13 protein-coding genes are annotated in these 11939 nt (G+C 70.4%); 8 read left to right on the forward strand and 5 right to left on the reverse strand.

Annotated elements, in window-relative coordinates:
• Positions 1–100 precede the first annotated feature (100 nt).
• On the reverse strand, positions 101–805 hold the full coding sequence (locus ACH4U8_RS25330; RefSeq protein WP_395780356.1) for a hypothetical protein: 705 nt from the start codon (positions 803–805) through the stop codon (positions 101–103).
• A gap of 383 nt (positions 806–1188) precedes the next feature.
• Between ACH4U8_RS25330 and ACH4U8_RS25335 the strand changes: the two genes are divergently transcribed.
• The 5 genes from ACH4U8_RS25335 (at position 1189) to ACH4U8_RS25355 (ending at position 6188) form a co-directional block, all read left to right on the forward strand.
• Complete coding sequence (locus ACH4U8_RS25335; RefSeq protein ID WP_026218929.1) at positions 1189–1410, forward strand: hypothetical protein; 222 nt, start codon at positions 1189–1191, stop codon at positions 1408–1410.
• A gap of 289 nt (positions 1411–1699) precedes the next feature.
• The gene (gene leuA / locus ACH4U8_RS25340; protein WP_395780358.1) at positions 1700–3511 is read left to right on the forward strand and encodes a 2-isopropylmalate synthase; all 1812 of its coding nucleotides are present in this window, start codon (positions 1700–1702) and stop codon (positions 3509–3511) included.
• A 45-nt stretch (positions 3512–3556) separates the two neighbouring features.
• Positions 3557–4249, forward strand: coding sequence for a FadR/GntR family transcriptional regulator (locus tag ACH4U8_RS25345; RefSeq protein WP_395780360.1), 693 nt, complete (start codon positions 3557–3559; stop codon positions 4247–4249).
• 128 nt (positions 4250–4377) lie between these two features.
• Complete coding sequence (locus ACH4U8_RS25350; protein WP_395780362.1) at positions 4378–5496, forward strand: LLM class flavin-dependent oxidoreductase; 1119 nt, start codon at positions 4378–4380, stop codon at positions 5494–5496.
• A 59-nt stretch (positions 5497–5555) separates the two neighbouring features.
• Positions 5556–6188, forward strand: coding sequence for an FMN reductase (locus tag ACH4U8_RS25355; protein WP_360313331.1), 633 nt, complete (start codon positions 5556–5558; stop codon positions 6186–6188).
• 44 nt (positions 6189–6232) lie between these two features.
• On the opposite strand, the gene ACH4U8_RS25360 is transcribed toward ACH4U8_RS25355, so the two are convergent.
• Genes ACH4U8_RS25360 through ACH4U8_RS25370 form a run of 3 tightly spaced genes read right to left on the reverse strand, consistent with a single transcriptional unit; the run spans position 6233 to position 9011 of the window.
• The gene (locus ACH4U8_RS25360; protein ID WP_395780364.1) at positions 6233–7036 is read right to left on the reverse strand and encodes an SDR family oxidoreductase; all 804 of its coding nucleotides are present in this window, start codon (positions 7034–7036) and stop codon (positions 6233–6235) included.
• Complete coding sequence (locus ACH4U8_RS25365; protein ID WP_395780366.1) at positions 7036–7788, reverse strand: SDR family oxidoreductase; 753 nt, start codon at positions 7786–7788, stop codon at positions 7036–7038. The genes ACH4U8_RS25360 and ACH4U8_RS25365 overlap by 1 nt, the downstream gene beginning before the upstream one ends.
• Entirely contained in the window at positions 7785–9011 is a 1227-nt protein-coding gene (locus tag ACH4U8_RS25370; RefSeq protein ID WP_360313325.1) for an acyl-CoA dehydrogenase family protein, read from the reverse strand. Before ACH4U8_RS25370 ends, ACH4U8_RS25365 begins: the two co-directional genes overlap by 4 nt.
• Before the next feature lie 146 nt (positions 9012–9157).
• Here ACH4U8_RS25370 and ACH4U8_RS25375 point away from each other — a divergent pair, with 146 nt between their 5' ends.
• From ACH4U8_RS25375 to ACH4U8_RS25385, 3 genes are all read left to right on the forward strand, one after another.
• Positions 9158–9799 carry a TetR/AcrR family transcriptional regulator gene (locus ACH4U8_RS25375; protein WP_360313323.1) on the forward strand — a complete coding sequence of 214 codons (642 nt, stop codon included), beginning with the start codon at positions 9158–9160 and terminating at the stop codon, positions 9797–9799.
• Between the two features lie 82 nt (positions 9800–9881).
• Entirely contained in the window at positions 9882–10505 is a 624-nt protein-coding gene (locus tag ACH4U8_RS25380; RefSeq protein ID WP_395780368.1) for a GNAT family N-acetyltransferase, read from the forward strand.
• A gap of 163 nt (positions 10506–10668) precedes the next feature.
• Positions 10669–11391, forward strand: coding sequence for a hypothetical protein (locus ACH4U8_RS25385; RefSeq protein WP_360313319.1), 723 nt, complete (start codon positions 10669–10671; stop codon positions 11389–11391).
• Positions 11392–11717: 326 nt separating this feature from the next.
• On the opposite strand, the gene ACH4U8_RS25390 is transcribed toward ACH4U8_RS25385, so the two are convergent.
• Positions 11718–11915, reverse strand: coding sequence for a DUF397 domain-containing protein (locus ACH4U8_RS25390; RefSeq protein ID WP_395780370.1), 198 nt, complete (start codon positions 11913–11915; stop codon positions 11718–11720).
• Between the last annotated feature and the right edge of the window lie 24 nt (positions 11916–11939).

Genomic DNA, 11939 nt, shown 5'->3' on the forward strand with positions numbered 1-11939 from the left:
CGCTCGGACCTCCAGGCCGGGCGGTCACACGTCGCCGGACCCCGGCCCGGACCCGGCGCGGCGCCGGCCCGCCCGCCGCCCGCCGGCGGATCGCCCTCGGTCAGAACTCCCGCGTCACGTCCAGCGGTCCGCAGGACAACGTGCCGCGCGCGTGCGGTGCGGCGATCCAACTGTCCGTGCTCACGAAGTCCCGCCCCCGCTGCTGCGCCTCGCGGGCCGGCGTCGGGTCGTCCCAGGTCACCGCGAGCGGCTTGTGCTCGACGTCCCAGCGGGCGCCGCCCAGCGCGCGATCGTCGGCGGAGGTCGCCTCCAGGTGGGTGAGCCGACCGGCCTCCGTGGCCAATACGCCCGCGTGCCACAACGTCACGCCCGCCTCGTTGCGCACGATGGCGGGCGGCACGACCAGTGCCAATCCGGTGCCGTCGTGCCGCTCCGAGTCGAAGCGCAACACCAGGCGACGCGGGATGGTCGGCAATACCACGTCCAGCACGAGATCGCCGTCCGGGACATGGCCGAACAAACAGGAGGTGAACCGGATCGGCCCGGCCGACAACGTCGTGGCCAGCGCCGACCGGGCGAAGCGGTCGCCCGAGCGGGTCACCGATACCCCGTACTGCCCGAACAGCGGCGGCGCCGGCGGGCGCGGGCCGGCGGGCCGGGCCGAGGTCTCCATGCCGATCGTGGTGTACAGCCCGGCCGGCGTCCGCAGGATGCCGCCGTGGAAGACCCGTACCTCCTCGTGCGCAAGCAGGATTTCGGGCGGCCTGACCAGCTCGATGTCCACCGGGGCAGTGCTCTCGCTCATGCCGCGACCCTATCGGCGGGCGGCGGCCGGACCGGGTGGCTCGGGGTGTCGCGGGGCGTCGTGGCGGCGGGTCGCGACCCCGTCGCGAGCGTCTCGGCGCCGCCCCGCGCGGTGCCCCCAACGGGCGTCGGCGATCCGTTCGGGCGTCGCCCGATCGGCTCAATCGGGTTTACCGGGGCGTTGTGCGCATACGGTGCACGGCCCGGTCGTGGCCGGATCCCGCGTGACCTGCGGCGAGGTTGCGAGCGGGGCATATCGGTCGGGTTCGACGGGCGCATACGGGATTCGAACCGCCATATCGTGGGGACACTTTCCGGTTACGGCTTCGCCTATACCGCCCCCGAACGCCCCGCGCGTCACCCGACAGGCGCATACTGGTGGGGATGACGACGTCAGCCGTGACCCGGCGCATTCTGCCCACCAGTCCCTTCAATGTCCCGGTCGCTCCCATCATCGAGGATTTCGAACTCGGTGCACGAGTGACGCACGATCAGTACGGACTCGGTCGGATCGTCGGTGTCGAAGAGGACATCGCGGTCACTGTCGATTTCGGATCGCGCCAGGAACGCATCTGCCGTCCCTACGCGAAGCTGAGCAACCTCTGAACGTCCCGACTCCACGCGGTCGGCACAGGGGAGGCGCCCCCGGGTAACCGGGTCGGCGCCTCCTTCTTGTTTGCGTGGCCTTGTTCGCGGCGTTCCGCACGCACATTCGCCGGCGTTCACTCCCGCCCAAAGACATCAGGTTGTCAGACAACTTGTGCTAGCGTCACCGCCATGAAGCTGCGCGTCCTTCTTCTCGGTCGCCGCGGCGGGGTCTGAGCCGACCGGCGCCCCGCCGCGGGGTTCGGTGCTGCCGGTCGACCCCTTCGAACGGCGAGGACGACCCCGCACCATGACCGAAGACGGCTTTCCCACCCTGCGCACCCCGGCCGGCCCGATTCCCGACGGCCGACCGCACTGGAACCGGCAACGTTCGAGCGCGATGCCGTATCACCGCTACCGCCCGGCGCACGAGCGGGTTCGGGTCGAGATCGACCCCGACCGACGCACCTGGCCGACCCGGCGGATCGAACAGGCCCCGCTGTGGGTCCCGGTGGACCTGCGCGACGGCAATCAGGCGCTGGCCGAGCCGATGGACCCGGCGCGCAAGCGGCGGATGTTCGACCTGCAGGTGGCGATGGGCTTCAAGGAGATCGAGGTCGGCTACCCGTCGGCGAGCCGCGCCGACTACGACTTCGTCCGACACCTGGTCGAGAGCGACGCGGTTCCGGACGACGTGACGATCGTGGTCTTCACCGCCGCCCGGACCGACCTGATCGAACGCACCCATCGGTCCATCGAGGGCCTGCCGCACACCGTCGTACACATGTACACCGCGACCGCGCCGACCTGGCGCGACGTCGTGCTCGGGCACGACCGGGCCGCGCTGCACGGCCTGATCCTGGCCGGCGCGAAGGACGTGGCCCGCGGCGCGGACGCGCGGCCGGGGGCGGACATCCGCTTCGAGTTCTCGCCCGAGGTGTTCAACCTGACCGAACCCGACTACGTCCTGGAGGTGTGCGACAGCCTCACCGAGTTGTGGGACGCGAGCCCGGATCGACCGGTGATCCACAACCTGCCGGCCACGGTCGAGATCGCCACGCCGAACGTCTACGCCGACCAGATCGAGTACATGCACCGCCATCTGGCCCGCCGGGACGCGGTGATCCTGTCCGTGCATCCGCACAACGATCGTGGTACCGGGGTCGCCTGCGCCGAACTGGCGTTGCTGGCCGGGGCGCAGCGGATCGAGGGCTGCCTGTTCGGCAACGGCGAGCGCACCGGCAACGTGGACCTGGTCACGCTCGCGCTGAACCTGCACACGCAGGGCGTGGATCCGATGATCGACTTCTCCGACATCGACGAGATCCGGCGCACGGTCGAGTACGCGAACCGGATCGAGGTACCCGCGCGACACCCCTATGGCGGCGACCTGGTCTACACCGCGTTTTCCGGCACCCACCAGGACGCGATCGGGAAGGGCTTCGCGCACCACGCGCGGCAGGCCGAACGGCTGGGCTCGACCGCGGCGCAGGCGCCGTGGGACGTGCCGTACCTGCCGATCGACCCGGCCGACGTGGGTCGTGACTACGAGGCGGTGATCCGGGTCAACAGCCAGTCCGGCAAGGGCGGCATCGCCTACCTGATGCAGAGCGCGCACGGGCTGGACCTGCCGCGCCGGCTCCGGATCGAGTTCTCCCGGGTGGTCCAGGAGGCCACCGACGACAGCGGCGAGGAGATCACCGCGGCCGAACTGGGCGCGTTGTTCCAGGGCGAGTACCTGGATCGGCACTCGCCGATCGAGGTCACCGAATGGCGGGTGCAGGAGGGCGAACCCGGGCGGCACCGGTTCACCGGGACCCTGACCGACGCGGCCGGCCGTCGCCCGGTGGACGGCACCGGCAACGGTCCGCTGTCCGCGCTGACCTCGGCTCTGGGCGCGGCCGGCATCCGGGTCGAGATCCTGGACTACGTCGAGCACTCGATCGGCGCGGGGGGCGACCGACAGGCGGCGTCGTACCTGGAGTGCCGCGTCGACGGGGTCACCCGGTGGGGCGTCGGCATCGACACCTCGATCCTGGCCGCCTCGGTGCGCGCGACGATCTCGGCGGTGAATCGGGCTCGCGCGGGGGAGCGGGAGGGGGTGGGCGTGCTTCCCGGCTAGGATTCGGGCAATTCGTCAGACAACCTGAGACGTGATGGTGACGCGATGACGTTCGGCCCCCTGCGCCGCAGCCCGCTGGTCGGCCAGGCGGCCGAGCGGCTTCGCGACCAGATCGCCGCCGGGCGCTGGCCGGTGGGCGGCAAGTTGCCCGGCGAGGTGGCGCTCGGCGCGGAACTGGGCATCGGCCGCTCGACCGTGCGCGAGGCGATCCGGGCCCTGGCGGGAGCCGGCCTGGTCGAGTCCCGGCAGGGGTCCGGCGTCTTCGTGATCGCCACCGAACCGGTCGAGGATCTGCCGGCGCGGTTGCGGCGGGCCTCGGCGGTCGAGGTGTACGAGGTACGCAATCTGATCGAGGTACGGGCCGCGATGTTGGCCGCGGAGCGGCGCACCGACGAGGACCTCGCCGCGCTGGAGGCGGGCCTGGCCGCGCGGGCCGCGGCGCTCGGCGACGACGAGGCGTACATCGACGCGGACATCGCCTTCCACGCGAGCATCGTCGCGGCGGCCCACAACGAGGTGCTGACCGACCTGTTCGCCGTCTTCCAGGTGACCATGCGCCCGGGCCTGCTCGACCTGCTGGCGGCCATGGACGAACAGGGCCTGCGTACTTCCGCCGCCGACCCGGGCGCCGACGCCCACGCGGCCATGGTGGCCGCGATCCGAGCCCGCGACGCGACCACAGCGGCCCGGGTGACCGAGGCCGAACTGGCGGTAAGCCTGCAAATCCTGCGCGAGTAGCGAGTAGCGAGCAGCGAGGAAGGGGTGGCGGATCCGGCCGCAGGCCCGTGCGCGCTTCGGGAATAGCTCGGACCCGATCCTGCTTTCATGAGTTGATTGAGTGTTCAACTACTGAGAGAGTGGTCATCGTGCAGTTCGGGATCTTCACCGTCGGAGACGTCACCGTCGACCCCACCACCGGCCGGGAGCCCACCGAGCACGAGCGGATCAAGGCGATGGTGGCGATCGCGCTCAAGGCCGAGGAGGTCGGCCTGGACGTGTTCGCGACCGGTGAGCACCACAACCCGCCGTTCGTGCCCTCGTCGCCGACCACGCTGCTCGGCTACGTCGCCGCCCGGACCGAGCGGATCATCCTCTCCACGTCCACCACGCTGATCACCACCAACGACCCGGTGAAGATCGCCGAGGACTACGCGATGCTCCAGCACCTGGCCGACGGCCGGGTGGACCTGATGATGGGTCGCGGCAACACCGGGCCGGTCTACCCGTGGTTCGGCCAGGACATCCGCCAGGGCATCCCGCTGGCGATCGAGAACTACGCGCTCCTGCACGAGCTGTGGCGCAACGACGTGGTGGACTGGGAGGGCCGGTTCCGGACCCCGCTCCAGGGCTTCACCTCGACCCCGCGACCGCTGGACGGCGTCCCGCCGTTCGTGTGGCACGGCTCGATCCGCAGCCCCGAGATCGCCGAACAGGCCGCCTACTACGGTGACGGATTCTTCGCCAACAACATCTTCTGGCCCCGCGACCACTTCGTCCGGCTGATCAACCTCTACCGCGACCGCTTCGAGCACTACGGCCACGGTACGCGCGAGCAGGCCATCGTCGGGGTCGGCGGCCAGGTGTTCATGCGCCGGAACTCGCAGGACGCGGTACGCGAGTTCCGCCCCTACTTCGACAACGCGCCGGTGTACGGCCACGGTCCGTCGCTGGAGGAGTTCACCGACCAGACGCCGCTGACCGTGGGCAGCCCGCAGGAGGTCATCGACAAGACGCTGACCTTCCGCGACTCGTTCGGCGACTACCAGCGTCAGCTCTTCCTGATGGACCACGCGGGACTCCCGCTGAAGACCGTGCTGGAACAGCTCGACCTGCTCGGCGAGGAGGTACTGCCGGTGTTGCGCCGGGAGTTCGCCGCCCGACGCGCGGCCGACGTGCCGGCCGGTCCGACCCACGCGGCACTGGTCGCCCGGCGGGACGAGGCGGCGGCGCAGGTCGCGGCCGACGAGAGCGCGCCGGCGCTCTGACCGGTCCCACCCATCACCGGACATCCGGCGCAACGACAGAGAAGGGAACAGGGATCACCATGGCGCAACCGGTCAAGCTGGTGGTCGTCTCGGCCGGGCTGGGCAAACCCTCGTCCACCCGCATGCTCGGCGACCGACTGGCCGAGGCGACCAGGCGGCAGTCGGTCGATCGGGGCGTCGAGGTCGACGTGCACACGGTCGAACTACGCGACGTCGCGGTGGACATCGCGCACAACCTGATCACCGGCTTCCCGCCGCCGGGGCTGCGCGCGGCGATCGACACGGTCACCCGGGCGGACGCCCTGATCGCGGTCACACCGATCTTCACCGCGTCCTACAGCGGGCTGTTCAAGTCGTTCTTCGACGTGTTGGACAACACCGCGCTGACCGGGAAGCCGGTGCTGATCGCGGCGACCGGCGGCACCGCACGCCACTCGCTGGCCCTGGAGCACGCGCTGCGCCCGCTGTTCGCCTACCTGCGGGCCGCGGTCGTACCGACCTCGGTCTACGCGGCGACGGAGGACTGGGGCACGTCGGCGGGTGCCGGCGACGACCTGGCCGCGCGGATCGCCCGCGCGGGTGGCGAACTCGCCGACCTCGCGGCGGGGTTGCCGCAGGCCGCGGCCGGGCCCGACCCGGTCGAGGAAGTGGTGCCGTTCGCCGAGCAGTTGGCCGCGCTGCGACGCGGATGAGCCCGCCCGGGGCCGAAGATGTGCTTCGGCCCCGGGTCCGGCGGTCAGTTCTCCCGCGCTCGGTCTTCCTTCGCCTGTTCCAGTCGCGCCTGGAGTCTGCGCATCCCGGCCAGCCAACGATCCGGGTCGGCGGCCCGGCCCGCGTACATCCGGGCCACCTCGGGGTGCGGCAGGACCAGGAACGGGGCGTTGCCCGTGATCGCCTCGGCGACCACCTCGGCGACCTCCGCCGCACTGATCGCCCCGTCGTCCAGGAGCAGCCGGGCCGCCTCGCCGGACGCGCCCATCAGCGCGGTGCGCACCCCCAGCGGGCAGACCGCCTGCACGGTGATGCCCTTGGCGCCGTAGGTGATCGACATCCACTCGGCGAACGCGTAGGCCGCGTGCTTGGTGACCGAGTACGCCGCCGCGTCCAGCATGGTGAGCAGGCCCGCGGCGGAGACCGTGGTGACCAGATGGCCGCGCCCCCGGGCCAGCCAGGCCGGGGTGAGCAGCCGGGCGGCGCGTACGTGCGCCATCACGTTGACGTCCCACGAGCGGTCCCAGGACTGCTCCGAGGCGTCCAGGCCGCTGCCCTCGCCGATGCCGGCGTTGGCGCAGTAGATGTCGATCTCGCCGCCGAGCGCCTTGCGGGCGCCGGTGACCAGCGCCGCGACACCCTCCTCGCCGGCCGCGTCGCCGGGCAGCGCGATGCCGTCGATCTCGGCGGCGACGGCACGGCACGCGTCCGGATCCAGGTCGTTGACCACCACCCGGGCGCCGTCGGCGGCGAAGCGCCGGGCCAGCGCCGCGCCGATCCCGGCGCCGGAGCCGGTGATCACCACGCCGGCGCCGGCGAGCGCGGTCATCAGACGCCGCCGGACAGGCTCACGCCGCCGTCGACCAGCAGCGTCTGACCGGTGATCCAGCTCGCCTGCTCGGACAGCAGGAACGCCACCGCGCCGGCCACGTCCTCGGGCACGCCGAGCCGGGCCAGCGGATACGCCGCCGCGACCTCTTCCTCGCGGCCCTCGTACAGCGCGTTCGCGAAGACCGTCTTGACCACGGCCGGCGCCACCGCGTTCACCCGTACCCGCGGGCCGAGTTCGCTCGCGAGCTGGGCGGTCAGGTGGGTCAGCGCGGCCTTGCTGACGCCGTAGAAGCCGATCCCGTGGGCGGGCCGCTCGCCGGCCAGCGAGGAGACGTTGACGATCGCGCCGCCGTGCTCGCCCAGCCACGCCTTGTGCACACGCTGGGTCCAGGCGAGCGCGGCGAGCAGGTTGACCTCCAGGATCTTGCGCCCGGCGTCGAGGTCGAGTTCCACCAGCGGGCCGTACACCGGGTTGATGCCGGCGTTGTTGACCAGCATGTCGATCCGGCCGAACGCCTCCATGGTCGCGGTCACCGCCGCGTCCTGGTGGGCCGGGTCGTGCGCCTTGCCGGCGACGCCGATCGCGTGTTCGGGGCCGCCGAGCGAGGCGACCACCTCGGCGAGTGTGTCCGCGCCGCGCGCGGTCACGCAGACCCGGTCGCCGCGTGCGACCAGGGCCTGGGCGATGCCCAGGCCGATGCCTCGGCTGGCGCCGGTGACGATGGCTACGGGACGGGACGCGTCACTCACTGGGCGGCTGCCTCTCGGTAGGACTTGAGCTCGCGCTGGGCGAGCGAACGGCGGTGTACCTCGTCCGGCCCGTCGGCCAGCCGCAGTGTGCGGGCGTGCGTCCACAACGACGCGAGCACGAAGTCCTGGGACAGGCCGCCGGCGCCGTGCGCCTGGATGGCCTTGTCCAGGATCCATTCGACGGTGAGCGGCGTGGCGATCTTGATCGACTGGATCTCCCGGTGCGCGCCGCGGTTGCCGACGGTGTCCATCAGCCACGCGGTCTTGAGCACGAGCAGGCGCAACTGCTCGATGCGCACCCGGGATTCGGCGATCCACTCCTGGATCACGCCCTGGTCGGCGAGCGGTCCGCCGAACGCCTCGCGGGCGACCACTCGGCGGCACATCAGCTCCAGGCCGCGTTCGGCCATCCCGATCAGCCGCATGCAGTGGTGGATCCGGCCGGGGCCCAGCCGGGCCTGCGCGATGGCGAAGCCGTCGCCGGCGTTGCCGACCAGGTTCGCGGCGGGCACCCGTACGTTGTCGAAGACCACCTCGGCGTGCCCGCCGTGCGGCCCGTCGGTGTAGCCGAAGACGTGCATGCCGCGGCGGATCCGCACGCCCGGGGTGTCGCGCGGCACCAGGATCATGCTCTGCCGGCGGTGGCGCGGCGCGTCCGGGTCGGTCTTGCCCATCACGACCAGGATCTCGCACGTGGGCGCCATCGCGCCGGAGGACCACCACTTGCGGCCGTCGATCACGTACTCGTCGCCGTCGCGCACGATGCGCGTGGTGATGTTGGTGGCGTCGGAGGAGGCGACGTCGGGCTCGGTCATGCAGAACGCCGAGCGGATGGTGCCTTCCAGGAGCGGCTTCAGCCATTGCTCCTGCTGCTCGGGCGTGCCGAAGTCGTGCAGCAGTTCCATGTTGCCGGTGTCCGGCGCGGCGCAGTTGAGCGCCTCCGGGCCCAGGTGCGGACTGCGGCCGGCGATCTCGGCCAGCGGCGCGTATTGGAGGTTGCTCAGCCCCGCGCCCTCGGCGCCCGGCAGGAACAGGTTCCACAGGCCGCGCTTGCGGGCCTCGACCTTGAGCTCCTCGATCACCGGCGGCCGGCCCCACGGATCGGCACCCGGCTCGGCCACCTGTTCGGTGAACACGGCTTCGGCGGGGTACACGTGCTCGGCCATGAACGCGAGCAGCCGCTCGCGCAGTTCCTCGGTCCGTGCGTCGTAGCTGAAGTCCACCGGCGCCTGCCTCTCCCTGGTCGCGGACGGCGCGGACGTTTCGTGGCCGTAGGGTGCGCGAAACGTACCGTGCGCAAAATACGGTACCGACCGGTCGGTATCTTGGCTAGGGTAGCGTCGAACGCTCCCTCGAAAGGTTGGACATCATGGCGGCTAGAGGTCGCGGCAACGCGGCACCGGTTGGGTCCGAGGCCGAGGTCGACGGGGCGCCCCTGCCCCAGCGACTGTTGCGGATCGCCTCGCGGATGTTCGCCGAGCGGGGCTTCGAGAGCACCTCGGTCCAGGAGATCGTGGCCGCCGCCGGCGTCACCAAGGGCGCGATGTACCACTATTACGCGTCCAAGGACGACCTCCTGGTGGAGATCTACCACCGGGTGCTCGCGATGCAGACCGAGCGGCTGAACACCATCGCGGACGGCTCCGAGCCGGTCGTGGACCGCCTGCGCGAGGCGGCGGCGGATGTCGTGGTCACCACGCTGGGCAACATCGACGACGCCGTCGTCTACTTCCGCTCGATGCATCTGCTCGCGCCGGACAAGCGCAACGAGATCCGGGCCGAGCGGCGGCGCTACCACGACCGCTTCCGCTCGCTGATCGAACAGGGCCAGCACGAGGGCCTGTTGCGCGCGGACGTGTCGGCCGACATCGCCACCCACAACTTCTTCGGCGGCGTCCACCACCTCAACAGCTGGTATCAGCTCGACGGCCCGATGTCGCCGCGACAGGTCGGCGACGCGTTCGCCGACCTGCTGCTGCATGGGCTGGCGCCGGCGGCGGGAGCGCGGTAGCGGGCCGTCTCGGCGGCGGAATTCGCTCGCGTGGGACCGTGTGTGGCGTCGAGAATCGACCATGCTGACTGACCATTGGCCCGTGTTCGGCCTGCGAGTGACCACGCCCCGACTGGAACTGCGTACGGCGAGCCAGGACGACCTGGTGGAGCTGGTGGAACTGGCCGCGCGCGGCATCCACGCGCCCGACCGGATGCCCTTCAGCGAGCCGTGGACACGTCAGCCACAACCGGCCTTCGCCCGCAACGGCCTCAAGCACTACTGGGCCACGTGGGCGAACTGGCAGCCGGAGAACTGGCGACTGCTCCTCGCGGTCGTCCACGACGGCGTGATCATCGGTACCCAGGACTGCGGCGCCAAGGACTTCGCCCGTCGGCGCGAGGTCTCCTCCGGATCGTGGCTGGGACAGGCCCACCAGGGGCGCGGCTTCGGCACCGAAATGCGGGCCGCGATCCTGGAGTTGGCCTTCGCCGGCCTCGGCGCACACTGGGCCGTCTCGTCCGCCTTCCCGGACAACGCCCCCTCCCTCGCGGTGTCGCGACGCCTGGGTTACGCCGACGATGGCCTCGACGTCCTGCACAACGAGGACGACACCCCGCGCCCCCTGCAACGCCTGCGCCTGACGAGGGACGCCTGGCTCGAACACCGCACGATCCCGGCCGAGATCGAGGGACTGGCGGCGTGCCGCGACATGTTCGGCGCGTGAGGGAAACGAGCCGAGTCCGGGCCGGTGACCGGACGCCGGGGAATCACATTATGGCGGGTATGTAGTCGATTACAGGGCAATTCTGCTGGCCGAAAATGCAGCCTTGACGCGTTCGAGTATGGATGACTTAATCAATTAACTTCAATCTGCGATTGGGTTTTCCATGCGAAGAATTGCCGTATTGCTGGCGGCTTCCCTGATAGGACTGGCGGGGGCAATCGTCCCGGCTTCGGCTCAGGCGAACGAAGAATCCACCAAGACGATCACCCTGGGCGGGGAGAGGTTCGTCGTCCCCAAGAGTGCCGACCGGGACGGTGGGGCGAGGGTCAAGGTCCCCGCCGAGACCTTGTCCAAGATGCGGCGAGAGGCCGCTCCGGCAGGGTCGGCCCGCAGTGCCGACGGTGGCACCCTGTGGTACCGCGCACTGAGCCGGAGCAATACGCAGGTCTGGGGGGACTGGAAACTCTCCAATGATGTGCTAAATCCCGGTTATGTGGGGAATGCAGGCAATAACGACCCCATCGTCGCCGTTCAGTTTCTGTGGTACCAGCATCCGCCGTTCGGCTACAACCTGGGACTCCGAGGTCATTGGAGCGATTTCGGCTATGGGTCGATATTTCCCCTCAGCTTCGACGACAATAATGCAGACGCCTCGGTAGTCATGTATACCCCGCTTTTGCAGCCTTTGGAGGAGCTGGCCTTCTTCAACTCCGGACCGAACTCGGTCGTGGCAGCCGGCCACATACAAGATGTCGGCTGGCAAGGGGGCACCTATTTCCAGCCCGAATCGGGGTATCCGTGGGGGTGGCCGTGGGTCGGTGCCTACTGGATCGGTAGCACCGGTCAGGCACGCTGGATCGAAGCCTTCTGGGTCGACACCGTCTGAAGGCCCTCATCGAGAGAACCGCCGACGCTCCCTGTGCCACGAGAAGTTCGAGGCACGGGGAGCGGAAGGCGGGTGAGCCGGGCCTCGCCAACGCCGCCGCCCGGATCGGCACCGACCGCATCCACATCGACCTCGCCAACGACGACCGGGCAACCCGCGCCATCCTCAAGGCCGAACACACCGCCCCCGAATGGATGCGCTACCACGGCACGTCCCGCCGAGTCGTCGCGGACCTGATCTCGCGCGAACGCCGCAGGCCGACGCAACTACTGGCTCTCGCCGACCGATTGCGCATCGCGTAGAACGCGGGTGCGGTCAGGACCGGGTCAGTCGCGGAGTGCGTCGGTCAGCGCCGTCCAGGATGCCGCGCCGATCGTCAGGTATCCGATGCTCGGGTCCTTCGAGTCGCGGATCGGGACGACGCCCGGGAGATCATCGCGGACCTCGACGCAGTCGCCTTGATCTCCGTTGCTGTACGTGCTCTTGCGCCACGTTGTGATGCTTGCGTCGCGGGTCCCTTGCATGCTTCCAGCTCCTTGATGACTGCC

This window comes from Embleya sp. NPDC020886, assembly GCF_044333915.1.
In the GTDB taxonomy this organism is placed as follows: domain Bacteria; phylum Actinomycetota; class Actinomycetes; order Streptomycetales; family Streptomycetaceae; genus Embleya.